Origin of the sequence: Aeromicrobium sp. Root472D3, from assembly GCF_001426485.1 — a bacterium.
Taxonomy (GTDB): domain Bacteria; phylum Actinomycetota; class Actinomycetes; order Propionibacteriales; family Nocardioidaceae; genus Aeromicrobium.
The window spans coordinates 122,271-147,280 of sequence record NZ_LMET01000001.1; the positions used below are offsets into that span (position 1 = coordinate 122,271).

23 protein-coding genes are annotated in these 25,010 nt (G+C 72.6%); 8 read left to right on the forward strand and 15 right to left on the reverse strand.

Annotated features, from left to right (window positions below):
- The first annotated feature begins 28 nt into the window (after positions 1–28).
- Entirely contained in the window at positions 29–1,126 is a 1,098-nt protein-coding gene (locus ASD10_RS00650) for a Glu/Leu/Phe/Val dehydrogenase dimerization domain-containing protein (protein WP_056603167.1), read from the forward strand.
- Between the two features lie 136 nt (positions 1,127–1,262).
- On the opposite strand, the gene ASD10_RS00655 is transcribed toward ASD10_RS00650, so the two are convergent.
- From ASD10_RS00655 to purF, 4 genes are all read right to left on the reverse strand, one after another.
- On the reverse strand, positions 1,263–1,775 hold the full coding sequence (locus tag ASD10_RS00655; RefSeq protein WP_200938108.1) for a hypothetical protein: 513 nt from the start codon (positions 1,773–1,775) through the stop codon (positions 1,263–1,265).
- A 95-nt stretch (positions 1,776–1,870) separates the two neighbouring features.
- The gene (locus tag ASD10_RS18175) at positions 1,871–2,041 is read right to left on the reverse strand and encodes a DUF3073 domain-containing protein (protein WP_082555933.1); all 171 of its coding nucleotides are present in this window, start codon (positions 2,039–2,041) and stop codon (positions 1,871–1,873) included.
- 125 nt (positions 2,042–2,166) lie between these two features.
- On the reverse strand, positions 2,167–3,228 hold the full coding sequence (gene purM, locus ASD10_RS00660) for a phosphoribosylformylglycinamidine cyclo-ligase (RefSeq protein ID WP_056603173.1): 1,062 nt from the start codon (positions 3,226–3,228) through the stop codon (positions 2,167–2,169).
- Positions 3,225–4,718, reverse strand: coding sequence for an amidophosphoribosyltransferase (gene purF, locus ASD10_RS00665; protein WP_056603176.1), 1,494 nt, complete (start codon positions 4,716–4,718; stop codon positions 3,225–3,227). Before purF ends, purM begins: the two co-directional genes overlap by 4 nt.
- Before the next feature lie 100 nt (positions 4,719–4,818).
- Here purF and ASD10_RS00670 point away from each other — a divergent pair, with 100 nt between their 5' ends.
- From ASD10_RS00670 to ASD10_RS19100, 5 genes are all read left to right on the forward strand, one after another.
- Positions 4,819–5,268 carry an SRPBCC family protein gene (locus ASD10_RS00670; RefSeq protein WP_056603179.1) on the forward strand — a complete coding sequence of 150 codons (450 nt, stop codon included), beginning with the start codon at positions 4,819–4,821 and terminating at the stop codon, positions 5,266–5,268.
- A gap of 73 nt (positions 5,269–5,341) precedes the next feature.
- A complete protein-coding gene (locus tag ASD10_RS00675) occupies positions 5,342–6,907 on the forward strand; it encodes an AMP-binding protein (protein ID WP_056603182.1) in 1,566 nt (521 codons plus the stop codon).
- A gap of 143 nt (positions 6,908–7,050) precedes the next feature.
- Complete coding sequence (locus tag ASD10_RS00680) at positions 7,051–8,349, forward strand: glycoside hydrolase domain-containing protein (protein ID WP_056603185.1); 1,299 nt, start codon at positions 7,051–7,053, stop codon at positions 8,347–8,349.
- A 64-nt stretch (positions 8,350–8,413) separates the two neighbouring features.
- Positions 8,414–9,733, forward strand: a complete 1,320-nt coding sequence (locus ASD10_RS00685; RefSeq protein WP_056603188.1) for a glycoside hydrolase domain-containing protein — start codon at positions 8,414–8,416, stop codon at positions 9,731–9,733.
- A 37-nt stretch (positions 9,734–9,770) separates the two neighbouring features.
- Complete coding sequence (locus ASD10_RS19100; RefSeq protein ID WP_056603191.1) at positions 9,771–10,442, forward strand: glycerophosphodiester phosphodiesterase; 672 nt, start codon at positions 9,771–9,773, stop codon at positions 10,440–10,442.
- Positions 10,443–10,554: 112 nt separating this feature from the next.
- Here ASD10_RS19100 and ASD10_RS00695 read toward each other — a convergent pair whose 3' ends face one another.
- The 3 genes from ASD10_RS00695 to ASD10_RS00705 are packed head-to-tail and all read right to left on the reverse strand — an operon-like array spanning position 10,555 to position 14,013.
- Positions 10,555–10,917, reverse strand: coding sequence for a sterol carrier family protein (locus ASD10_RS00695; RefSeq protein WP_162248806.1), 363 nt, complete (start codon positions 10,915–10,917; stop codon positions 10,555–10,557).
- Position 10,918: 1 nt separating this feature from the next.
- Positions 10,919–13,204, reverse strand: coding sequence for a phosphoribosylformylglycinamidine synthase subunit PurL (gene purL, locus ASD10_RS00700; RefSeq protein WP_056603194.1), 2,286 nt, complete (start codon positions 13,202–13,204; stop codon positions 10,919–10,921).
- A gap of 50 nt (positions 13,205–13,254) precedes the next feature.
- Positions 13,255–14,013, reverse strand: a complete 759-nt coding sequence (locus ASD10_RS00705; RefSeq protein WP_056603197.1) for a hypothetical protein — start codon at positions 14,011–14,013, stop codon at positions 13,255–13,257.
- Between the two features lie 118 nt (positions 14,014–14,131).
- On the opposite strand from ASD10_RS00705, the gene ASD10_RS00710 reads away from it, so the two are divergent.
- Positions 14,132–16,498, forward strand: a complete 2,367-nt coding sequence (locus tag ASD10_RS00710) for a hypothetical protein (protein ID WP_056603200.1) — start codon at positions 14,132–14,134, stop codon at positions 16,496–16,498.
- Positions 16,499–16,525: 27 nt separating this feature from the next.
- Here the strand turns inward: ASD10_RS00710 and ASD10_RS00715 are convergent, their stop codons facing one another.
- The gene (locus ASD10_RS00715; RefSeq protein WP_056603202.1) at positions 16,526–17,161 is read right to left on the reverse strand and encodes a hypothetical protein; all 636 of its coding nucleotides are present in this window, start codon (positions 17,159–17,161) and stop codon (positions 16,526–16,528) included.
- 50 nt (positions 17,162–17,211) lie between these two features.
- Here ASD10_RS00715 and ASD10_RS00720 point away from each other — a divergent pair, with 50 nt between their 5' ends.
- Complete coding sequence (locus ASD10_RS00720) at positions 17,212–18,039, forward strand: EamA family transporter (RefSeq protein ID WP_056603205.1); 828 nt, start codon at positions 17,212–17,214, stop codon at positions 18,037–18,039.
- A gap of 106 nt (positions 18,040–18,145) precedes the next feature.
- Here ASD10_RS00720 and ASD10_RS00725 read toward each other — a convergent pair whose 3' ends face one another.
- From ASD10_RS00725 to ASD10_RS00755, 7 genes are all read right to left on the reverse strand, one after another.
- Positions 18,146–19,006: an Fpg/Nei family DNA glycosylase gene (locus ASD10_RS00725; RefSeq protein ID WP_056603208.1), complete on the reverse strand. Its 861-nt coding sequence runs from the start codon at positions 19,004–19,006 to the stop codon at positions 18,146–18,148.
- 7 nt (positions 19,007–19,013) lie between these two features.
- Positions 19,014–20,105 carry an alpha/beta hydrolase gene (locus ASD10_RS00730; protein ID WP_082555934.1) on the reverse strand — a complete coding sequence of 364 codons (1,092 nt, stop codon included), beginning with the start codon at positions 20,103–20,105 and terminating at the stop codon, positions 19,014–19,016.
- A gap of 36 nt (positions 20,106–20,141) precedes the next feature.
- Entirely contained in the window at positions 20,142–21,482 is a 1,341-nt protein-coding gene (locus ASD10_RS00735) for a sodium:proton antiporter (protein ID WP_235501725.1), read from the reverse strand.
- A 28-nt stretch (positions 21,483–21,510) separates the two neighbouring features.
- On the reverse strand, positions 21,511–22,692 hold the full coding sequence (locus ASD10_RS00740) for an Nramp family divalent metal transporter (RefSeq protein WP_200938282.1): 1,182 nt from the start codon (positions 22,690–22,692) through the stop codon (positions 21,511–21,513).
- 198 nt (positions 22,693–22,890) lie between these two features.
- Positions 22,891–24,288, reverse strand: coding sequence for a DEAD/DEAH box helicase (locus ASD10_RS00745; protein WP_056603214.1), 1,398 nt, complete (start codon positions 24,286–24,288; stop codon positions 22,891–22,893).
- A gap of 183 nt (positions 24,289–24,471) precedes the next feature.
- Positions 24,472–24,750, reverse strand: coding sequence for a GNAT family N-acetyltransferase (locus tag ASD10_RS00750; RefSeq protein ID WP_056603216.1), 279 nt, complete (start codon positions 24,748–24,750; stop codon positions 24,472–24,474).
- 14 nt (positions 24,751–24,764) lie between these two features.
- Positions 24,765–24,983: an SCO4848 family membrane protein gene (locus ASD10_RS00755; protein WP_056603219.1), complete on the reverse strand. Its 219-nt coding sequence runs from the start codon at positions 24,981–24,983 to the stop codon at positions 24,765–24,767.
- Positions 24,984–25,010: the final 27 nt, after the last annotated feature.

The following is a 25,010-nucleotide window of genomic DNA, read 5'->3' on the forward strand; positions in this document are numbered from 1 at the left end:
CTCCGCCACATCGAGAGAGAGCACCACCGTGACCGATCCCAGCACCCCGCCCAGCACTCCCGCGCCGTCCGCGTTCGGCAGCCACCACGAGCAGGTCGTCTTCTGCCACGACGAGGCCACGGGCCTCAAGGCGATCATCGCCATCTACTCCACGGCGCTCGGCCCGGCGCTCGGCGGCACGCGCTTCTACCCGTACGCGTCGGAGGCCGACGCCCTGACCGACGTGCTCAACCTGTCGCAGGGCATGGCCTACAAGAACGCGCTGGCCGGTCTCGACCTCGGCGGCGGCAAGGCCGTCATCATCGGCGACCCGCACACGCTGAAGACCGAGGCCCTGCTGCGGGCCTACGGACGCTTCGTCCAGACGCTGAACGGTCGCTACTTCACGGCGTGCGACGTCGGCACCTTCTCGGCCGACATGGACCTGATCGCCCGCGAGAGCAGGTTCGTCACGGGTCGGACGGTCGAGCACGGCGGAGCCGGCGACTCGTCCGTGCTGACGGCGTTCGGCGTCTACCAGGGCATGCGCGCGTCGGCACAGCACCTGTGGGGTGACACGTCGCTGGCCGGCAAGCGGGTCGGCGTCGCCGGCGTCGGCAAGGTCGGCCGCCACCTCGTGGGGCACCTCGTCGCCGAGGGCGCCGACGTCGTCGTCACCGACCCCTACGCCCCGGCCGTCTCGGCCCTGCTCGAGACGCACCCGGGCGTCCGCAGCGTCGACGACACCGACACCCTGATCCGCGAGCCCCTCGACGTCTACGCCCCGTGCGCGCTCGGCGGCGCCCTCGACGACGCCTCGATCGAGGTGCTGACGGCGCAGGTCGTGTGCGGTGCGGCGAACAACCAGCTGGCGCACCCCGGCATCGAGAAGCGCCTGCAGGAGCGCGGCATCACGTACGCGCCCGACTACTGCGTCAACGCCGGTGGCGTCATCCAGGTCGCCGACGAGCTCGAGGGCTTCGACTTCGACCGCGCCAAGCTGCGCGCCACCTCGATCTACGACACGACGCTGGGCGTGCTCGAGCACGCGAGGGACGAGGGCATCTCGCCGTCGCTGGCCGCCGACCGCATGGCCGAGCAGCGCATGCGCGACGTCGGACGTCTGCGCTCGGTCTACCTGCCGTAGCCCCCGCCGTCCCGACCAGGCCCGCTCGGGGCGGTGGCTCGGCGACGTGTCAGCACCCCGGACACGTCGCCCGCACACCGCCCCGGCGGGCCGGGGGGCACGGGGGTCGCCCGCGCGAGGAGACGGGCGAGCCCGGTCACCGCGTCTCGTCCCGCAGCGTCACCGTCGTCGGCGAGTCGACGGTCGCCAGCAGCCGCCGCCGCAGCAGGTCGACGTCGACCGCGTCGCCACCGAACACGTCCGGGTCCGGCAGGAAGCGCACCGTCGTGCCACCGGGTCCCCGTGCCGCCGCGGCCTCGGGACGCCCGTCGGGCAGGCCCCGCACGTAGCGCGCCGACCACGACCCGTCGGAGCGGACGTTGGTGTGCTCGAGCCACGCGCTCAGCGCCGCCACGACCGACATGCCGCACCGCGGGAGCCCGTCGGGCAGGAGCGGCGCCTCGGGCACGCCGAAGAACCGCAGGTCGCGCGTCGCCATGACGGGCTTGACGACCCACGTCCCGTCGGCGTCCTGACGCGTGTCGGTGCCCCGTCCGTCGTCGACGACCGACACCGACCGGTCGGCGTGCAGCACGACGTCGATCGTGCGCGTCGTCCCGTCGACGGCCTCGTCGAGCGCATAGGCCAGCACCTCGAGCACCAGGTGCACGGGACCGCCACGGGCGTGTGCCGCGGCATCGGCCCGGACCCGGGCGAGATGGTCGGCGTCGACCGGCTCACGCCAGTCGTGCGACGTGACCAGCCTCAGGACGCGGCTGGGTCTTCTCGCGCGAGGTCGCGGTACTGCTCCGGAATCGGTTCGCCCGATTCGCCGTGGAGCTCTCGCTGCAGGGTGTTGAAGTCTGTGTCCGGAGTCCGGTACTTCAAGTCGCGCGCAACTTTGGTCTGTTTGGCTTTCGCACGGCCGCGGCCCATAAGGCTCGACCCCCTCGCAGAGAAATAGTCAGTTTGTCGTGCTGGCCAGCCTACCGGGAGTACGCAACAGATGTGTCACCGACCCCCGCGCGACACGAGAAATAAACCAGCGCGATGCGCAGCGGTCAGGCGTGGGCGCCCGTCAGCGTGACGGTGCCGCCGTCGCCGTGCACGCCGGCGCCCTGCACGTCGCCCGCGATCCACGCGTCGACGCCGTGCTCGGCCAGGAGGCGCAGGGCCGCGTCGGCGGCATCGGCGGCCACGAGGGCGACCATGCCGACGCCCATGTTGAGCGCGAGGTCGAGGTCGGCCTGCGCGACCGAGCCGAGCTCGCCGACCAGGCCGAAGACCGGCTGGGGCGACCACGTGGACCGGTCGACCCGCACCGAGACGTCCGGGGGCACGACGCGCTCGAGGTTGGCGGCGAGCCCACCACCCGTGATGTGCGACATCGCGTGCACCTCGACCTGCTTGACCAGGGCGAGGCACGGGAGCGTGTAGAGCTGGGTCGGCGTGAGCAGCTGCTCGCCCAGCGTCGTGCCGAACTCGGGCACGTCGCGGTCGAGCTCCCACCCCGCCTGGGTGAAGAAGACGTGGCGCACCAGCGAGAAGCCGTTGGAGTGCAGGCCGCTCGAGCGCATCGCGATCACGACGTCGCCCGGCCGCACCAGCTCGGCACCGATCAGCTCGTCGGCCTCGACGACGCCCGTCGTGGAGCCGGCGATGTCGTACTCGTCGACGCCCAGCAGCCCGGGGTGCTCGGCGGTCTCGCCGCCCAGCAGCGCCGTGCCCGACTCGGCGCACGCCTGGGCGATGCCCTTGACGATGTCGGCGATCCGCTCGGGCACGACCTTGCCGCACGCGATGTAGTCGGTCATGAACAGCGGCTCGGCGCCGCACACGACCAAATCGTCGACCAGCATGCCGACGAGGTCGAACCCGATCGTGTCGTGACGGTCCATGCGCTGCGCGATCTGCACCTTGGTGCCGACGCCGTCGGCCGACGTGGCCAGGTAGGGCTTGCGGTACGTCTTCAGCGCCGAGGCGTCGAACAGGCCCGCGAAGCCGCCGATGCCGCCGACGACCTCGGGGCGGCGGGCCTTGTCGACCCACTCCTTCATGAGCTCGACGGCGCGGTCGCCCTCCTCGATCGAGACGCCCGCGGAGGCGTAGGACGTGCCGCTCACTGGATGACCTCGAGCGGGAGCTGGTCCTGGACCTCGAGGAGGTGCTTGCCGATCACGTCGTCCTCCGGGAGCGCCACGGGGTAGATGCCGTCGAAGCACGCCCGGCACAGGTTGTCCTTGGGGATGTTGGTCGCCTCGACGAGCTGGTCGAGCGTCACGTACGCCAGCGAGTCGGCGCCGATCGAGCGGCAGATCTCGTCGACCGAGATGCCGTTGGCGATCAGCTCGGCCCGCGAGGCGAAGTCGATGCCGTAGAAGCACGGCCACTTGACCGGCGGCGACGAGATGCGCACGTGCACCTCGGCCGCGCCGAACTCGCGCAGCATCCGCACGAGGGCGCGCTGCGTGTTGCCGCGCACGATCGAGTCGTCGACGACCACCAGACGCTTGCCCGCGATGACGTCGCGCAGGGGGTTGAGCTTGAGCCGGATGCCGAGCTGGCGCAGGGTCTGCGACGGCTGGATGAACGTGCGTCCGACGTACGAGTTCTTGACCAGGCCGTGGCCGAACGGGATGCCCGACTCCTCGGCGTAGCCGATCGCGGCCGGCGTGCCCGACTCGGGGACGGGGATCACGAGGTCGGCCTCGACGGGGAACTCGCGGGCCAGGCGGCGTCCGATCTCGGAGCGCACCGAGAAGACGCGCTGGTCGGCGATCGTCGTGTCGGGACGGGCGAGGTAGACGTACTCGAAGACGCAGCCCTTGGGCTCGGGCTTGGCGAAGTGCTCGGTGCGCAGGCCGTCCTCGTCGATCGCGATGAACTCGCCGGGCTGGATCTCGCGGATGAACGAGGCGCCGACGATGTCGAGCGCCGCGGTCTCGCTCGCGACGACCCACCCGCGCTCGAGACGTCCGAGCACCAGGGGGCGGATGCCCTGCGGGTCGCGGGCGGCGTAGAGCGTGCCCTCGTCCATGAAGACCAGCGAGAACGCGCCGCGCAGCTGCGGCAGCACCTCGAGCGCGGCCTCCTCGACCGAGCGGTCGGGGTACGACGCGAGCAGCGACGCCATGACCGCGGTGTCGGACGTCGCGGTCTCGCCCCGGCCGGACCCCTGCCCCGCCTCGGCCTCGCGGGCCGCGAGCAGATCGGTCAGCTCGGCGGTGTTGGTGAGGTTGCCGTTGTGCCCGAGGGCGACCGAGCCGGCCGCCGTGGGGCGGAACGTCGGCTGGGCGTTGTGCCACACGCTCGACCCGGTCGTGGAGTAGCGCGCGTGGCCGATCGCGATCTCGCCCTTGAGCGACTCGAGCGTGGCCTCGTCGAACACCTGCGACACCAGGCCCATGTCCTTGTAGACGAGGATCTGGCGGCCGTTGCTGACCGCGATGCCGGCCGACTCCTGGCCGCGGTGCTGCAGCGCGTAGAGACCGAAGTAGGTCAGCTTGGCGACCTCCTCACCGGGGGCCCAGACACCGAAGACACCGCAGGCGTCCTGGGGTCCGGCGTCCTGGGGATCGAGGTCGTGGGTGAGGCGTCCATCTCCGCGGGGCACGGCACCAGTGTAGGGGCGGCGACCGTGGCGGCCCAATCTTTCGGCTGTGACCCGATCGGCCGGACGCGCCCGCACCCCCGAACGAACCTAGGGTGGCGGCATGGACTCAGACATCATGACCGTGGAGCGCACGATCTCCGCACCGCCCGAGCAGATCTTCGCCCTCCTGTCCGACGCCGGCAGGCACCAGGGCTTCGACGGCTCCGGGACGGTGCGCGGCACGCGCGCGGAGTCGCGTCCGCTGACGCTCGGCACGACGTTCGGCATGGCGATGCACATGGGCGTCGGCTACCGCACGTCCAACACCGTGGTCGAGTTCGAGCAGGATCGGCGCATCGCCTGGAAGACCACGGGCCTCAAGGGCCTCGTCGGCGGACGCATCTGGCGCTACGAGCTCGAGCCGGTCGAGGGCGGCACGCTCGTCAAGGAGTCGTGGGACGTCTCGCAGGACAAGCAGAAGTTCTTCCTCAAGCGCTCGAAGATGCCGGCCGCGACCAAGAACGGCATGCGCAGGACCCTCGAGCGGATCGCCGAGGCCGTCGAGCGCTGACGTCGACGGCTCCCGGGGCCGGGGCCGGTGCGGCTAGGGTGACGTGACCCACGCCACACCCGAGGAGTGCCGCATGACCACCGCGATCCCCGACGCCACGTACCTGCCCGACTTCCTCGCGGCCCGCGCCACCGAGCGCCCCGGTGCCACGTGCTGGGTGTTCGGCGACCGCACCTGGACGTGGTCGCAGGCCGACGAGTCGGTCCGTCGCGCCGGCGGTGCGCTGCAAGCGGAGGGCGTCGCCCGCGGCGACCGCGTCGCGGTGCTCGACAGGAACCATCCCGCGGTGCTGCAGGTGCTGCTCGGCGGGTGCCTCGTCGGCGCCGCGACGACGGTCGTCAACTGGCGGCTCGCCGGCGACGAGCTCGACTACGTCATCAACGACTGCCGCGCCAAGGTGCTGTTCGTCGGCCACCGGCTCGTCGAGCAGCTGGCGTCGGTGCGCGACCGGCTCGAGCACGTCGAGAAGATCGTCGTGGTCGGTGGCGACGCCGACGAGCTCGAGGCGTGGCTGGCGGCCGCGGCGCCGATCGACCGCCAGGACGACGTGACGCCCGACGACGTCTGCGTCGTGATGTACAGCTCGGGCACCACCGGACGCCCCAAGGGCGTGCAGCTGACCCAGGCCGCCATGGTTGAGCACAGCCTCAACGGCGGCGGCAGCACGGCGTACGCCGACGGCGACATGATGCTCGTCGCGATGCCGATGTTCCACGTCGGTGGCACGTCGTACGCGCTGCTCGGGCCCGTCAACGGCGTCCCCGGGTACATCATCAGCGAGGTCGACGCGACGCTGATGGCCGGCGGGATCCTGGCCGGCTGCACGCACGCGTTCCTCGTCCCCGCGGTCGTGGCGGCGCTCGTCGCGGCCGGGCCCGACGCGATGGCGCTGTTCGGCCGCCTCAAGGCCGTCGGCTACGGCGCCGCCCCGATGCCCCTGCCGGTGCTGCGCGCCGCGATGGCGGCCTGGCCCGACACCTCGTTCCAGCAGGTGTACGGCATGACGGAGTTCGGCGGCGTCATCACGATCCTCGAGGACGACGCCCACCGCGACGCCGACCACCCCGAGCGCCTGGTGTCGGCGGGCCGCCCCGTCGCGCACGCCGAGATGCGCATCGTCGACCCCGCCACGCTCCGCGACGTCCCCGCCGGCGCCTCGGGCGAGATCTGGTTCCGCACCCCGCAGGCCACGATCGGCTACATCGGGCGCCCCGACGACACCGCGGCACTCATCACGGACGACGGCTGGGTGCGCACGGGCGACCTCGGCCGCGTCGACGACGGCGGCTTCCTGTTCATCGAGGACCGTCTCAAGGACATGATCATCACTGGTGGCGAGAACGTGTACTCCCCCGAGGTCGAGCGGGTGCTGGCCGAGCACCCGGCCGTCGCCGAGATCGCGATCATCGGCGTCCCGGACGACCGGTGGGGCGAGACGGTGAAGGCGGTCGTGGCCTTCCGCCCCGGCCAGTCCGCGACCCCCGACGAGCTCATCGCGTTCGCGCGGGAACGGCTGGCGGGCTACAAGGCCCCGTCGTCGATCGACGTCGTCGACGCGCTGCCCCGCAACCCGTCGGGCAAGATCCTGAAGCGCGACCTGCGCAAGCCCTACTGGGGCGACGGCAGCCGCCAGGTCTGACCCGGACATGACGCGGCCCCGGTCATCCAGGGGAGGGGACCGGGGCCGCGCTGGCACCAGCCTAACCTCTCGAGCCCCATGGGTCCCACACGTCACACGCGTTCCGCGGACACCGGGCCGTCCCACGACATACCCTCGGTCCCATGCGTCTCGCCGTCACCGGTCTCGTCACCGGCCTCGTCGCCTCCCTGTTCCTCGCGTCCCCCGCCCGGGCCGACGGGCCGGAGGCGCCCGGCGACTTCACGGGCCACGGCTTCGACACGTGCATCGCGCCCAGCCAGTCGGTCATGGACACGTGGAACCTGACCTCACCGTTCAGCGCCGTCGGCATCTACGTCTCCGGCAACTCCCGCTACTGCGGTGACCGGTACCAGAAGAACCTGACGGCGTCGTGGGTCACCCGCAACGCCGCGAACGGCTGGAAGTTCATCCCGATCCACGTCGGCCGCCAGGTGCCGTGCTTCAAGAACAACCCGAAGAGCCGCGTGCAGAAGAAGAAGATGTCGACGAACGTCGCGACGGCCCGGTCGCAGGCCGTCGCCGAGGCCAACGAGACCGTCGCCGCCCTGATCAAGTACGGCTTCGGCCCCGGCAGCGTCTCGTACCTCGACATCGAGTGGTACGCCCGCACGGCCGCCTGCGACAACGTCCTGCTCGAGTTCGCCGACGCCTGGACCGAGCAGCTGCACGCCCAGGGCTACCAGTCGGGGCTGTACTCGAGCGGCTCGGCCGGCATCAAGGTGATCGACGAGGCGCGGCTCGCGGGTCGTCCGGGCCTCACGCTGCCCGACCACCTGTGGAACGCCTGGGTCAACAAGAAGGCCGACACCAAGGGCGGCCCGTACCTGTCCGACAGCGGCTGGACGAACCACCAGCGCATCCACCAGTACCACAACGGCGTCGACGTCACGTACGGCGGCAGGACGCTCAACATCGACAAGAACTTCCTCGACGTCGGACGGGGCTCGGTCCCGTCCCGCCGGGTCGACCCGTGCGGGGTCAACGTCACGCTGAAGGCCTATCCGACCCTCCGGGCCGGGGCCAACCGCGCCGAGGTCGCCGCCCTGGAGTGCCTGCTGAAGAAGCAGAAGCTCATCTCGACGGTCGACACGACGTACGGCGCGGCCACCGTCAAGGCCGTCAACCGGTTCCGCGCGAAGCAGGGCTGGTCCAGGACCGGCGTCGCGACGCGCTCGACGTGGACGGCGCTCCTCGCGGCCGGTTCACGCCCCCGCGTGCTCAAGCAGGGATCGGTCGGCGAGCCCGTCTGGCGCCTGCAGCGGTCGCTGACCGCCGCGGGCCTCACGCCCGGGCTCACGGGGGTCTACGACGCCAGGACGGTCCGCGCGGTACAGGCCTACCGCAAGGCCCGCAGGCTGCCCGGCTACACGACGACCGAGTCGAAGGTCTGGTCGCAGCTGCGCAGCGGCAGGACCGCCTGACGGCACGTGCCGTCCTGACGGGCGCAGGGTGACAGACAGGCTGGCACGACGTAGCCTCGAGCCCATGCGTCTGACGACTCCCGCCCTGCTCCGGCACGCGATCCTCGGTCTGGCGGCCGCCGTCACGGCGTCCCTCGTGGTGGCCGCGCCCGCCGGTGCGGCGACCCCGCCGGCCCCCGGCGGCTTCACGGGGCACGGCTTCGACACGTGCGTCGCCCCCGACCAGGCCACGATGGACACCTGGAACCTGACCTCGCCGTTCACGGCCGTCGGCATCTACGTCTCCGGCTCGTCGCGCTACTGCGGCGACGACAAGCAGCCCAACCTGTCGCCGCAGTGGGTCGCGCAGAACGCCCGCAACGGCTGGCGCTTCCTGCCGATCCACGTCGGCCGTCAGGCGCCGTGCTTCGCCAACAACCCGAAGAGCGCGGTCCAGAAGCAGCTGATGTCGCGCAGCGCGGCGACGGCCCGCAAGCAGGCGCGCAGCGAGGCCAAGGAGACCGTCGCGGCCCTCAAGCGGTACGGGTTCGGCAAGCACAGCACCTCGTACCTCGACATCGAGTACTACACCCGCACCGCCTCGTGCGACCGGGTCGTGCTCGAGTTCGTCGACGCCTGGACCGAGTACCTGCACGCCAAGGGGTACAAGTCCGGCGTCTACGGGAGCGGCTCGGCCGCGATCTCGGCGATCGACGAGGCCCGGCGGTCGAAGCGTCGCGGCTTCACCGAGCCCGACCAGCTGTGGGTCGCGTGGGGCAACGGCCGGGCCAACACCGACGGCGGGCCGTACCTGGCCGACTCGGGCTGGAAGCGCCAGCGCCTGCACCAGTACCAGCTCGACGTCCGGGCGACGTACGGCGGCACGTCGATCGTGATCGACAGGAACTTCCTCGACGTCGGCAAGGGCTCGCGCGCGGGCAAGCAGTCGAAGCCCTGCGGCGTCACGCAGTCGTTCACGCGCTACTCCACGCTCAAGGTCGGCTCGAAGGGCACGCAGGTCAAGGCCCTCGAGTGCCTGCTGAAGAAGCAGGGCTTCCTGCGCTCGGCCGACACCCGCTACGGCATCGGCACGGCCCGGGCGGTCGAGGCCTTCCAGACCTCGAAGGGCTGGACCGCGACCGGCACCGCGTCGCGCACGACCTGGACGGCGCTGCTGTCGGCCGGCCGCAGCCCGCGGGTGCTGAAGCAGGGCTCGGTCGGCCCCTCGGTCTACCGCCTGCAGCGCTCGCTCGTCGCCGCCGGCGCGCGCCTGACCATCTCGGGCGTCTACGACTCGCGCACCGTCGCGGCGGTCAAGGCCTACCGGAAGGCCCGCGGCCTGCCGGGGTACGTCACGGCCGAGGCGTCGGTCTGGGCCGAGCTGCAGCGCGGCCAGCTCGTCTAGACCGGCCACGGCTTCCCCCTCCCCCACCCACGTCACGATGGTCCTCGTCTCGGCGCACCGCGGTGGTGCGGGCGACGTCCACGGCGCCGAGAACACCCTCGAGGCGTTCGAGGCGGCGATCGCGCTGGGGTGCGACTACGTCGAGTTCGACGTGCGGTTCACCGCCGACGGCGCCGCGGTCGTCTCGCACGCCGCGGTGCCGGCCGATGCGGACGTGCTGGCGCTCGACGACGTGCTCACGCTCATCCGCGGTCGCGTCGGGGCGCACGTCGATCTCAAGGTGAGGGGACGCGAGGCCGAGACCGTCCACCGCATCGTCGACGCCCTCGGCGCCGGCTCGGTCGTCGTCACGACCGCCGAGGACGCCTCGGTGCGACGCCTGGTCGACTGGGCCGCCGAGCACGCCCCCGGACTGCTGGTGGGGCTGTCGTCCAGCCCGCGGTCGGCCGACGGACGCTGGCAGCGCCTGCTGGCGCGGGTGGAGTCGGCGTTCGCGCGCACCCGCATCCGCCGGAGCCGCGCCACCGTCGTTGTGGCCCACCGCACGCTCGCCCGCTGGACCCTGCGCGGCTACGCGAGGCGGCGCGGGCTGCCGCTGCTGGTGTGGACCGTCGACCGTCCCGACGAGCTCGAGCACTGGATGAACGACCCCGCGACGTGGATGGTGACGACCAACCATCCCGCCCGGGCCATCGCTGCCAGGCGCTGACCCACACCGTCCGCCCGGCCGTCCCCTGAGCGGTGACGGAGCCACGTGTCAGCGTGCTGATGCGTGGCTCAGCCACCGACCCGGGGGTCGGCGCGAAGGCCGCAGGTCCGGGTCAGACCTCGTCGAGCGGCAGGAGCGGCGACAGGTCGGAGCGCTCGCCGGACGCCCGCACGGTCGCGTCGGCCCACGCCAGACGACCACGCCCCAGGGCGATCCAGGTCGCGGGGTCCATCTCGACGACCGCCGGCGGCGTGCCCCGCGTGTGCCGGGACCCCTCGACGACCTGCACTGCCGCGAACGGCGGGATCCGCACCTCGACGCTCGATCCCGGGGCCTTGGCCACCAGCAGGGCGGCCAGGTGCTTGGTCGCGGCCTTCAGGTCGGCCCGTGACGGCTCCCCGGCGTCGAGCCGCTCGCAGATCTGCGCGAACTCGTCGTGGGTCAGGGCGGCGTAGCGCGCCATCGTGCCGGCCATGTCAGACGAGGTGCGCGCCGAGCACCGCCGGCAGCGTCGCCTGCCACGCGGCCCGCAGCTCGGCGACGGGGACGCTGAACCGGTCGACGACCTCGATCGCGTCGCCCCCGGTGCGGCCGACCGACGCCAGCTCGACGCCGTGCTTCTCGGCGAGGTCGACGAACGCGTCGTGCCGGTCCTCGGCGACGACGACCATCGCGCGGGCGGACGACTCGCTGAACAGCTCGACGAACGGGTCGTCGAGGTCGACCGTCACGCCGACCCCGTGGCGGAACGCGGCCTCGGCCAGCGCCATCGCGAGGCCACCGTCGGACAGGTCGTGCGCCGACTCGACGACACCGGCCCTCGCGGCCTCGACCATCAGGTCGGCCAGGGCACGCTCGGCGGCCAGGTCGACGACGGGCGGCTGCCCGCCGAGGTGACCGTGGACGACGTCGGCCCACGTCGAGCCCGACAGCTCGTCGCGGGTCTCGCCGAGCACCAGCACGTGGCCGCCCTCGCCCGTGAACCCCTGCGTGATGCGCTGGCGGACGTCGTCGATGACACCGAGGACGCCGACGACGGGCGTCGGCAGGATCGGCGTCTCGCCGGTCTGGTTGTAGAACGACACGTTGCCGCCCGTGACGGGGATGCCGAGCACGGCGCAGGCGTCCTTCAGGCCGTGGGTCGCCTGCTCGAACTGCCACATGACGTCGGGGTTCTCGGGCGAGCCGAAGTTGAGGCAGTCGGTCACCGCCAGCGGCAGGGCTCCCGTGACGGCGACGTTGCGGTACGACTCCGCGAGCGCGAGCTGGGCGCCCGCGTAGGGGTCGAGCTTGGCGAATCGGCCGTTGCAGTCGGTCGAGACCGCCACGCCGAGGTGGGTCTCGTCGTCGATGCGCACGACGCCGGCGTCCTCGGGCTGGGCCAGCACCGTGTTGCCCTGCACGTAGCGGTCGTACTGGTCGGTGACCCACGACTTGTCGGCCATGTTGGGCGAGCTGACGACCCGGACGAGCTGGTCCTGGAGCTCGTCGCCGGTGGTCGGTCGCGGCAGCTGCTCGGCCGCGTCGGCCTGGAGCGCGTCCTGCCACGCGGGACGGGCGTAGGGACGGTCGTACGTCGGACCGTCGTGCGCGACCGAGCGCGGCGGCACGTCGACGACGGTCTCGCCGTGCCAGTCGATCACGAGGTGGTCGCCGTCGGTGACCTCGCCGACCACGACGGCCTCGACGTCCCACTTCTCGCAGATCGCCATGAACGCGTCGAGGTGGTGCGGCTCGACGACCGCCATCATGCGCTCCTGCGACTCGCTCATGAGGATCTCCTCGGGCGACAGCGTCGAGTCGCGCAGCGGCACGGTGTCGAGCTCGACGTGCATGCCGCCGCTCCCGGCCGAGGCCAGCTCGCTCGTGGCGCACGACAGCCCCGCACCGCCGAGGTCCTGGATGCCGTTGACGACCTGCGCCCGGAACAGCTCGAGCGTGCACTCGATCAGGAGCTTCTCCATGAACGGGTCGCCGACCTGCACGGCGGGACGCTTGGAGGGACCGGTCGACTCGAACGTCTCGGACGCCAGGACCGACACGCCGCCGATGCCGTCGCCACCCGTGCGGGCGCCGTACAGGACGACCTTGTTGCCGACGCCCGACGCGAACGCCAGGTGCAGGTCCTCGTGGCGCAGCACGCCGACGCACAGCGCGTTGACGAGCGGGTTGCCGACGTAGGTCTCGTCGAACACGACCTCGCCGCCGATGTTGGGCAGGCCGAGGCAGTTGCCGTAGCCACCGACGCCGGCGACGATGCCGGGCAGGACGCGCGCGGTGTCGGGCGCGTCGAGCGGGCCGAAGCGCAGCGGGTCCATGACGGCGACGGGACGGGCGCCCATCGCGAGGATGTCGCGGACGATGCCGCCGACGCCCGTCGCGGCGCCCTGGTAGGGCTCGACGTACGACGGGTGGTTGTGCGACTCGACCTTGAACGTCACGGCGTAGCCCTGGCCGATGTCGATCACGCCGGCGTTCTCGCCGATGCCCGCGAGGGTGCGGCCGAGCGGTGTCTCCTGCGGCAGGTCGCCGAACTTCTTGAGGTGCACCTTGGACGACTTGTACGAGCAGTGCTCGCTCCACATGACGGAGTACATCGCCAGCTCGGCACCGGTGGGGCGTCGACCGAGGATCTCGCGGATCGTGTCGTACTCGTCGGGCTTGAGACCCAGCTCGGCCCAGGGCTGCGCCTGGTCGGGGGTGTCGGTGGCGTGGGCCACCGTGTCGAGGCTCGGCCGGACGGGGCTGGAGGCGTCAGTCACGCCCCGATCCTATCGGTCGTCGCGCCCCACCCTCGCCGCGCTGCGCACCGTCACCGTGGGAGCGACGGACGACGCGCGCCCGGCAGGCGTCCCGCGAGCGAGCTGAGCGGCTCGACCGCCCCGCTCAGGTCGCCGACCGCCGCGTTCAGGCCGGGGATCGCGGCTCCCAGCTCCTCGAGCCGGGGCGCCAGGCGGTCGAACGTCGCGCCGAGCGCCACGAGCCGGTCGAGGGTGCCGCCGGGGGCGAGGAGCCGCTCGAGCATCCCGCCGTCGGCCAGCAGCTGCTCGACCAGACCGCCGTCGGCCAAGAGGCGCTCGAGCACCCCGCCCTCGGCCAGCAGCGTGTCGAGCACTCCCCCGTCGACGAGCACGCGGTCGAGCGCGCCCTCCTCGGCGAGCAGGGTGTCGAGGGCTCCCCCGGGCGCGAGGAAGCGGTAGAGCGGGCCGTCCTCCGACAGCGCCCGGTCAAGGGGGCCGCCGGCCTCGAGCAGCCGCACGAACGGCCCGTCCTCGTCGGCCATCCGGTCGAGCAGGCCGTCGCGGGCCAGCGCCCTTCCGATCGGCCGGTCGTCGGCCGTCAGGTCCGCCAGGGTGTTGGCCAGCCCGATGGGCCCGCGCTCGTCGGCGAGGATGCGTCCGAGCTGGTCGAGCAGACCGCCCTCGCTCAGCAGCTGGCCCAGCCGGGCCCCGTAGCCGCCCTCGCGCAGGATCGGACCCGTGGGCGAGGCCAGCTGCCCCAGCCCCAGGGTGGCGCGCGTCGCCGCGACCGAGACGCGCACGGGGAGCAGGACGAGTCCGCGGAGATCCATGACGGCATCGTAGGACCTTGACATCGGCGGTGTCAGTGTCTGCGCGTCACCTACCCCCCGACGCACCGTTCCGACTATCGTTGAGCCAGCCAGGGGGCTACCGAAGGAGAGCCGAGCCGTGCCGGAGGACGCCGAGACCGAGGTCGCGCACCGTCCGTGGCCGCCCGCGTTCCCGCAGGCCTTCGTCGCCGCGACCCGTGCCCGGCTGGACGACCGCGGCGTCCTGGTGATCGCGGGCACCGACGGCGGGACGCGTGACCTGCTGGCCGCCGAGGTCGCGGGGCTGGTCGACCGTCCGTCGCTGCACCGGCACGTCTCCCGTCCGGGCGATGCGCACCGCGCCCTGTTCGTCCTCGAGCAGCTGTGGCGCGGCGAGCTGCCGCGGGGCGCCGACCTCGACACCGCCGAGACCCGCATCCGCGAGCAGCTCGCCGGTCACGCCGGCCCGCCCTGCATCGTGCTGGCCGACGCCGAGCTGTCCGACGCCGAGAGCCTCGACGTGCTGGTGCGGCTGGCCGCGGCCGGCGACCTGCGGCTCGTCGCGACCGTCGGCGCGACGTCGTCGGCCGTCCCCGACCGCCTGCGAGCGGCGGGCGACCTGGTCGAGATCGCGCCGCTCGACGCGGCGGACGTCGCCGCGCGCCTCGAGTCGCGGTTCGGCGTGCTGCCCGACCCCGCGGTCGTCGCCTTCGTGCTCGACCGGGCCGGCGGCTCGTACGAGCTCGTCCGGCACGTCGTCGACACGTCGGTCGACGCGGGGCTAATCGACGTGCACGACGGGATCCTGATGCCGGTCGACGCGTCGGTCGACGCCACCACGGACCGCGCCTCGACCGACCCCAGCCTCGTCGACCTGCTCGACGTCACCTCGCTGGTGGGTCTGCTCGACGTCGGCGAGTGCCGCGACGTCTTCGACCCGTGCGCGCTCGAGCCGGCCGTGCGCCGCGGCATCCTCGCGGTGGACGACGACGCGGTCGGCTTCGTGTTCGCGGTCGAGGCGACCTCGGTGCGGCGCACCATGACCCAGGAGCGCCAGCGCGCGCTGCACGACCGGTACGCCGCGGCGCTCGTGCGCAGCACCGCACGCCCCGGCGTCGCGCCCAAGGTCGCCGACTGGTGGACGGCGTCCGGGCGCCTGCTGCCCGTCGACCTCGCCGCCCGGGCGACGCGCGAGGCCAACCTGCAGGCGCGGTTCCGCCGGGCGCTGGTGCACTCCGACCCCGCCGCCAACGAGGAGGGTGCCGTCGTCGCCCAGGTCGAGCGGGTCTACGCCCAGGTGCAGCTCGGCCGGCGCCGGGACGTCGGCGAGATGTTCGACGGCATCGATCCCGCGGCCCTCGACGAGGACGGGCTCTACGTCTACCTGCACGCCGTCCACCTGGTCGACGACGACGACGAGCGCGAGCGCCTCGTGCGCCGCGCCGTCATGGTCGACGACCCGACCACCCGGCGGCGGCGCGAGGCCGTCCGCGTCCTGGCCGAGCTGACGCACCAGACGTTCTCCGGCAGCGGCGACCGGGTCGCCACCCGCCTGCGCGCCCTGACGTTCTCGGGCCAGCTGTCGCCCGGCAACCGGGCCCTGACGTTCATGGCGCTGTCGGCCGCCCTGCGCGGCTCGGCGCGGCCCACCCAGGCCGTCGAGGCCGCCGAGTTCGCCCGCGAGACCCTGCGCGCCGAGGAGGGCACGCTGCACGCGTTCCACCTCGACCCGGCGGGCGAGGTGCTGATCTCGGCCCGGGTGTCGGCGCTCGACCTGGACGGCGCCCAGCAGGCCGTCGACGCTTACGCGGCCGGGCCCTTCGGGACGGGCGGCGGGCGCCTGGCGCTGTCGATGCAGGCGTTCGTCAGCCGCCAGCGGGGCGCGGTCCACGACGCGCTCGCCGACGCGCACCGGTTCCTCAACGACCTCGGACCGCACGATCCCCACGAGCTGCGGGGATGGGTCGAGGCCATGGCGGCCGACTGCCTCGTGCACCTCGACCGGCCCGACGAGGCGGTGGCCGCCCTCGAGTCCGCGGCGCGGCACCCGTCCCGCATGCCCGAGACCGATCTCGCGCGCCGCACCACGATGGCGGCGACGCGCGACGCCCTCGCCGAGCCCGAGGAGGCGCTCGAGATCCTCGACGAGGTCATCGACGAGGCGGCTGCGCGAGGACTGCTGAACGCCCGCATCGAGGCGGCCGCCGCCGGCGTCTTGGTCGGTGGGCCCCCTCAGCTGCACCGTCTGCTCGACGCCGTCGACGACCTGGTCGACCCCACCGGCACCCCCGCGGCCTGGCAGCGGTTCGCCCGCGGCGTGCAGGCCTACGACATCCCGGCGATCGTCGAGCTGGCGATCGAGCTCGAGGCGGGGCACGCGCGGCTCATGGCGTCCGGCATCGCCCAGTTCGTGCTCGACATGGCGCGCCGCGCGACCGACCTGGACGACGCGACCCGTGCGCACCTGGCGACGCTCGCCGACCTGTCGGTCCCGCGCCGCGGCTGACCCGGCGGCGGACGACGACCGCGAGGCTCAGAAGGCGCCGGCGATCGTGCCGACCAGCGAGAACAGGGCCACGACGATCGAGACCGGCACGAGCCACAGCGTCGCGACCGAGATCGTGATCGTCGTGCCGATCTTCGGCGGCCCGAAGTAGCGGGCCCGGGGCAGGTCACCGATCTCGTCGATCCAGCGCCCCGTCATCTGGGTGCCGCTCCAGATGCCGCGCAGACGCCCCATGACCCGCCAGCCGCCCGAGGCGCCGGCGACCTGCGTCAGCATGCCGCGGGCCTCCTCGACCTTGCCGGTCATCGAGAGCATGACGGCCAGCTCGGTCGCGAGACGCCGGGGGTCGTCGACGGCCCTCAGGATGCGGTGGCGGCGTCCCCAGAACAGCCCGTTCACGACGGCCAGCACGACGCCCGCCACGAGCACGACCACGCCGACCCCACCGCCGGCCAGCAGGCCCAGCACCAGGGTCGCGGCGATGAACGGCACCGACAGCGCCCCCACGATCGCGGTCGGGATGCGCAGCACGCGCACCGCCAGCACGATGACCTGGGTCGCCCGCTCGGCGACCTCCGTCGCGCGACCGTCGGCGCGTGACGCGAAGTCGTTGACGGCGGCATTGGCCTGGGCGCCGAGCGCACCCGATCTGCGGAATCTCACGGAGCCAGCCTATCGACGTCCGCACGCCCCGGTACCCGTACGCTCGGCGCGTGGCCATCGTCCTGTCGCTCGTCTCGGCCCTCGCGTACGGGGTCTCCGACTTCCTCGGCGGCATCTTCTCGAAGCGGGCGCCGGCGTGGCAGATCGCGGTCGTCGGCCAGACGTCGTCGGGCGTCGTCAGCCTCGTCGCCGCGCTCGTCGTGGGCGGCTCGCCGACGGCGCACGACCTGGCGTTCGGGGCGCTGGCCGGGCTGGGCGGGGGCTTCGGCGTCGCCTTCCTCTACCGCGGGCTGTCGACCGCCCGGATGGGGGTCGTGGCGCCCATCTCGGCGATCGGGACGGCCCTGATCCCCGTCGTGGTGGGCGTCGCGACGGGCGACCGCCCCTCGACGACCGTCGTGATCGGGATCGTGCTGGCGTTCCCCGCGATCGCCCTGATCTCGCGGGTCGTCGACGACGACCCGGCGCACCGCGGCGGCGTCCTCGACGGGGTGCTGGCGGGGCTCGGCTTCGGGCTGCTGTTCGTGAGCCTCGGTCAGGTCGGCGACGACGCCGGGCTGATGCCGCTGGCGCTGTCGCAGGTCGCGTCGGTCGTCAGCGTCGTCGTGACGGCGACGGTGCTGCGGCACGCCTGGGTGCCCCGCACCCGCGCCGCGTGGTCGGCCGTCGTGATGGGCCCCCTGGGCGCGCTGGCGCAGGGCGCGTTCCTGTACGCCTCGCACCACGGACTGCTGTCGGTCGTCTCGGTGATCTCGTCGCTCTACCCGGCCAGCACCGTCGTGCTCGCCGCTGTCGTGCTGCGCGAGAAGATCCTGCGCTGGCAGGCCGTCGGCCTGATCACCGCTGCCCTGGCAGTAGCCCTGGTAGCCGCAGGCTGAGAACCCGCCCATCGGCCGAGCGAGCGCCAGCGAGCGAAGGCAGCCGCCCCCGGCGAAGCCGGGCCGCTGCGAGGAACGAGCAGCGGGTGCCGCGAAGCGGCGCGGCCTACTTCAGGAACTTGCTGGTCGTGCGGTCCTTGAGCGGCTTGCCGCCGGTCTGGCAGGTCGGGCAGTACTGCAGGGCCGACTGCGCGTACGTCACCTCGAGCACCGTGTCGCCGCAGACCGGGCACGTCTCGCCCGCGCGGCCGTGCACCCGCATGCGGGTGCGCTTGTCGTCCTTGAGCTCGTCGGCGGGCTTGCCGCGGGCCTCCTCGACCGCCTCGCGGAGCACCTCCTGCAGCGACGTCTCGAGGCGAACGATCTCGTCGTCGTCGAGGTTCTCGGCGATCGCGAACGGCGACAGCCTCGCGGCGTGCAGGATCTCGTCGCTGTAGGCGTTGCCGACCCCCGCGATGATCTTCTGGTCGCGCAGCAGGCGCTTGACCTGCATCCGGCGGGCCAGCAGCGGGCGCAGCTCGAAGCCGTCCGCGAGGGGGTCGGGGCCGAGGGCCGCGATGCCGGCGACATCGGTCGGCGAGGTGACGATGTACATCGCCAGGCCCTTGCGCGTGCCGGCCTCTGTCACGTCGAAGCCGATCGTCGGTCCGTCGCCGCGGTCGAGGCGGACCCGGGCGGCGATGTTGCTGGCGCCGAGCTTCAGGCGGGTGTCGGGCAGCCGGTCGGACCAGCGCAGCCAGCCCGCCTTGGCCAGGTGCACGACGACGTGGATGCCGCTGACGTCGATGTCGATGAACTTGCCGTGCCGGGTCACGCCGGTGACCTCGAGGCCGCTCAGGGCCGAGGCGGGCGGATCGAACGTCTTCAGGACCGCGAACGACGCGAGCTCGACCGACGCCACGACGGCGCCGGACATCCTCTCGTCGAGCAGCTCGACCAGCGCGTTGACCTCGGGGAGCTCGGGCATGCCTCCATCATCTCGCGTCGGCGGTCGATGTCGAGTCGTCGTACTGGCGGAAGAAGACCTCCATCGCGGGCCACGTCGTGCGGCGGGCCGCTCGCCCGGTCAGCACGCCGAGGTGTCCCCCGGGTGCCCGGACGAGCCGTCCGTCGGGCGAGCCCGTGACCAGGTCGAGCAGGTGGTGCACCGCCGCCTCCGGGGCGAGGGTGTCGCCGGTGCCCGCCACGACCAGCACGGGGACGTCGATCCTGGCCAGCTCGACGGGGCGTCCCGCGAGCTCCATCATGCCGGTCGCGAACTCGTTGGTGCGCATCACGACGTGGTAGAGCTGCCCGAACGTGCGGCCCGGGTAGGCGTACATCGACGCCATGAAGCGGTCGACGCCCTCGAGCTGCGCGAGGAAGTCGCGGTCGTCGGCGTGCGCCACCATCGCGAGCGGCTTCGTGAGGTACTTGTCGAGGCTCGAGATCTGGAAGCCCAGACGGGTCAGCGGCGCCGGCACACCGCCCATGGCCCGGTAGGCGGGGCCCACGAGGGGGCCGGCCACGCGGTCGATCGGACGCGCGACGGCCAGCAGCGGCACGCGCCGCAGGTCGAACGGACTGGCGACGGCGGTCGCGGACGCCAACGGCAGCTCGGGGTGGGCGGCCGCGGTGAACATCGTGAAGATGCCGCCGAGGCTCCACCCGGCCAGGTGCACCGCATCGGCACCGGAGTGGGCCGCGACGATGTCGACGGCGGCCGGCACCACGGTGTCGACCCAGTGCTCGATGCCGAGCCCGCGGTGGGCGAAGTTGACCGGGCCGTAGTCGGCCAGGTAGACCGGGCGGCCCTGGTGCACGAAGTACTCGACGAGGCTGCACCCGCGGCGCAGGTCGAACGCCAGTGCGGGCGCGGCCAGCGGCGGCACGAGCAGCACCGGGCGTCCGCGCGGCTCGATGCCGCGCACCGCGCTGTAGCGGTACAGCGTGAACGACGCGCGGTGCTCGACGATGTCGCGCGGCATGCCGCGCAGGTCGGCGATGGGCTTGCGCCGCAGCTTGTCGGTCAGGTTGGTGCGGGCTGCCCCGAGCCGGTCGGGGATCGTGATCGTCGGGAGTGCCACCCCGTGATTCTGGCAGAAGGGCTGCCCCGGCGTCCGTCAGTGGCGAGCCGCGGCGGTGCGGTGGTCGTCCAGCCAGCGCATCACGGGGGTCGCCGTCACGCCGTGCAGCACGACCGAGACCGCGATGACGAAGGCGACCGTCGACCACAGCGTGTCGGCGCCCTCGAACTCCTCGTGCCCCGTCGCGTAGGCCAAGTAGTACAGCGAGCCGATCCCGCGGATGCCGAAGAACGCGGTCGCCAGGCGCTCGCGCGGTCCGAGCCCCTCGCCGTCGACCCCCTGCTTCGGACGCGAGCCGATGCGCAGCGCGATCCAGGCCGTGACGGGCCGCACCACGAGCAGCAGGACGACGCCGACCGCGGCGCCGCGCCAGCTCAGCGCGTCGAGCAGCCCGTTGGAGAGCGCGACGCCGAGCAGCAGCAGGACGACCAGCGTCAGCAGCCGCTCGAGGCGCTCGATGACCTGGTGCATCAGGGCGTGGTAGTCGGCGCTGCGCTCCATCGACCGCAGCGTCATGGCGCACGCGAAGACCGCGAGGAAGCCGTACCCGTGCGCGACCTGCGCGACGCCGTACGACAGCAGCACGGCGGCGATCGCGAGCAGCGGCTCGCCGGTCTCGGCGGTGCGGATCGACGGACGCTTCGAGCGGAACGCGGCCTTCGCGAGCCCCCACCCCGTCAGCATGCCGATGAGCACGCCCACCAGGGTCTTGCCCACGACGTCCCAGGCCGCCCACTCGACGCCCCAGTCGGCGAGCGATCCGGCGCCGACGACGAAGATCGCGAGGTGGACGAACGGGAACGCCAGACCGTCGTTCATGCCCGCCTCGGACGTCAGCGCGAACCGCACCTCGTCGCGCTCGTCGATCTCGGCCTCGTCGAGGCCGTCCTCGGCGGAGTCGTCGGTCGTGGGCCCGGCCACCTGGACGTCGGAGGCGAGGACGGGGTCGGTCGGAGCCAGCGCGGCACCCAGCAGGATCGCCGAGGCGGGGGCCAGGCCCATGACCCACCAGCCGAGCCACGCCGTCGCCGCGATCGACAGCGGCATCGCGACGGCCAGCAGCCGCCACGTCGTCCCCCAGCGACGCCACGAGCCCCAGGCGCGGATGTTCAACGGCCGGTCGAGGGCCAGCCCGACGCCCATCAGCGAGATGATGACGGTGAACTCGGTCAGGTGCTCGATCAGCGCGCGGTCGTCGCCCGGCGTCAGGCGCACCGCGTCGGGCAGGGGCAGCAGGCCCATCAGGACGCCGAGGCCCAGGAGCACGACGGGCGCGGACAGCGCGACGGTCCGCAGCGCGGTCGGCAGGATCACGGCCAGGAGCAGGGCGACGCCGGCGAGCAGGTAGACGGCGTCGGCGTCGATCAGGTGGTCCACCAGTACTTCTTACCCGGTGATTGAACTCTCAACCCGAGATCGTGAGCCAGATCAGCGAGACGTTCAGGGCGATCACGACCGCGGCGACGACGCAGGCCGCGGCGGTCGTGGCGCGGGAGTTGACGTGCTCGCCCATGACGTTGCGCCGGGCCGTCAGCACCATGAGCGGCACGAGCGCGAACGGGATGCCGATCGACAGCACGACCTGCGACACCACGAGCGCCCGGCTCGGCTCGGCGCCGAGCCCCAGCACGACCAGCGCGGGGACGAGCGTCACGACCCGGCGCAGGAGCACCGGCAGGCGGACACCGAGCAGCCCCTGCATGACCTCGGCGCCCGCGGCACTGCCGACCGACGTCGAGGCAAGCCCCGACCCCAGCAGCGCGACGGCGAACAGCAGGGCGACCCCCGCGCCCAGCTCGGACGTGACGACCGCGTGGACGCCCTCGAGCGTGTCGGTCCCGGGCAGCCCCTCCAGGCTCGTCGCCGCCACGACGAGCAGCGACAGGTTCAGGACGCCGGCCAGCACGAGCGCCAGGACGACGTCGGTGCGCGTCGCCGACAGCAGCTCGCGCACGCTGCGCCCCTCGCCACGGGTGCCGAGCCGCGAGGCCGTGAGGCTCGAGTGCAGGTAGATGACGTGCGGCATGACGGTGGCGCCGATGATGCCCGAGGCGAGCAGCACGCTCTCGGACCCCTCGAACGTCGGGATCAGGCCCTCGGCCAGCGGCGACACCGCCGGCGGATCGATGAAGAGCCCCGCCATGAAGCCGACCGCGATCAGCGCGAGGAAGCCCATGATGACGCGCTCGAGCGCACCGGGGCCCCGCACGTCCCCGATCCGCAGGATCAGCATCGCGACCCCCGCGGTGACGACCGCACCGGCGACGAGCGGCAGGTCGAACAGCAGGTTCAGCGCGATCGCACCACCCACGACCTCGGCGAGATCGGTGGCCACGGCGATCGACTCGGCCTGCAGCCAGAAGGCGATGCGCGGGCCCCGCGGCAGCCGCTCGCCGACGTGCGTCGCGAGCGAGCGTCCCGTCACGAGACCGAGCTTGGCCGACAGGTACTGCACGAGCACCGCCATGACGTTGGCCGTCACGACGACCCACACGAGGGTGTAGCCGAACGTCGAGCCGGCGGTCACGTTGGTCGCGACGTTGCCGGGGTCGACGTAGGCCACCGCCGCGACGAAGGCCGGCCCCAGCAGGCCGACCCGCGGCAGTCGGTCCCGTACGAGCATGCAGACAGCATCCACCACCCGGGGCCGCACCAGGGGTCGGGTCCGCTCCCCCGGCGTCGCCGGCACCGCCGGCCTGACACGCTGGCACGACGAACGGCACCACCCCCGGGCGTACCGGGGATGGTGCCGTCGTGCTGCCGGTGGCCCCGAGGGGCCGAGGGCCTACGAGGAGGAGTAGACGGTGCGCGATCCGCCGCTGCCGCCGTTGCCGCTTCCGCTGCCGCCGCCGCTGCGACGACGTCCGCCGCCACCGCCGCGGTTGCCGCCACCGCCCTGCGGGCGTCCGCCGCCGTTGCCGCGGAACCCGCCCTGCGGGCGACCTCCGCCGCGGTTGCCGCCACCGCCGCCGTTGCCGCCGGAGCGAGCACCCTGGCGCACGGCCGAGGCGTGGGGCGCCTCGGTGCCGGCACCCGAGAGCGCGTCGACCGTCATGGGCGACGGCGCGGTGCGCGCGTCGTGGTGACGGGCGGTCACGCCGGCCTTGTTCTGCAGCTGGATGACGTCGCGCAGCGCCTCCGGCGTCGTCATCGTGACGACGGCTCCGGACTCGCCGGCGCGGGCCGTGCGGCCCGAGCGGTGCTGGTACGCCTTGTGCTCGGCGGGGGCGTCGTAGTGCACGACCAGGCCGATGCCGTCGACGTGGATGCCGCGCGCCGCGACGTCCGTCGCGACGATGACGCTGGCGCGGCCGCTGCTGAAGGCCTCGAGGTTGCGCTCACGGTGACGCTGCGAGAGGTCACCGTGCATGTCGACGGCCTCGATGCCGTTCTGCGTCAGCTGCTTGGCCAGACGCATCGCACCGCGACGCGTCCGCGTGAAGACGATGCTGCGGGGGTTGGCGCGCAGCAGGTCGAACGCGGCCTTCGACTTCTCGGTCGCGGCGCTGACGAGCACGTGGTGCTCCATCGTCTCGACCGAGCTCTCGCCGGAGTCGACCTCGTGCAGCACGTGCTGCGGCAGGTGACGCTTGACGAGCTTGTTGACGTCGCCGTCGAGCGTCGCCGACAGCAGCAGGCGCTGGCTGCGCTCGGGCGTCTTGGTGAGGATCGCGTCGATCGGCTTGTAGAAGCCGAGGTCGCACAGGTGGTCGGCCTCGTCGAGGACCGTGATCTCGATGTCGTCGAGCGTCATGCAGCGGCGGTCGAGCAGGTCGGTCAGGCGGCCCGGGGTCGCGATGACGATGTCGACGCCGTTCTTCAGCGTGTTGATCTGCTTGTTGATCGGCACGCCGCCGTAGATCGTCGTCAGGCGCAGGCCCATCTTCTGGGCGAGCGGCTCCATCGCGGTGCGGACCTGGGTGGCCAGCTCGCGGGTGGGGAGCAGGATCAGGCCACGGGGGGCCTTGGAGCGGCTCGTGCGACCCGCGAGGCGCGCCAGCACGGGCAGGCCGAAGGCCAGCGTCTTGCCGGAGCCGGTGCGGGCGCGGCCCAGCACGTTCTTGCCGGCGAGGGCGTCGGGGATGACGGCCATCTGCACGGGGCTGGGGGTGACGATCTCCTGACGCGCAAGCGTCGTGACGATCGACTGGGGAAGGGACAGGGTGGAGAAAGTGGGCAGCACAGGGCTGCCAGCAGGCTGGTTCAAGAAACTCTCAGACGTCTTTGGGGGCGATGCCCGCACACCGTTCACGCGGATTCGCGCTACTTCGTCGGGCCGGAACAGCGCAGGAATTGCGCGTTCACGTGTTCACATACTAGCAGTGAGGCCACGGCGGCGACGATTCGTCGCGCTGTGACCCGGGACTCAGGCCAACAGGTCGGCGTACTCGGGGTGCTTGACGACGAAGTTCGCGACGTACGGGCACTCGGCGACGATCTTGAGCCCGCGGGCCCGGATGTCGTCGAGCGCACCCGTCACCAGAGCGCTCGCCAGGCCCTTGCCCTCGAACTCGTCGAACACCTTGGTGTGCGGCATCGTGACGATCTCGCCGTCCTCGACGGCCTGCGTGATGCCGGCGAGCGTGCCGTCGACGAAGATCTCGTAGCGCTGCTGGTCGGCGTTCAGGGAGACGGTGTTGGTCATGACTGGTGCAACGCTCAGACCAGCGCGGCGATTCCCACGACGCCGGTCGCCAGGCCCAGCGTCAGCGAGACCGTCACCAGCACGACGTGCACCGTCAGGAACGTCGTGGCCCGGCCGGCCTCGTCGCGAGCCCGCGGGTCCTTCAGCACGCGGCGCAGGAACGGGGGCCACACGACGACGTTCCACACGCCGGCGACGATCAGCAGGACGGAGACGGCGACGGGAAGATCCATGCGCCCATTCTGACGGACGCCCGCGTC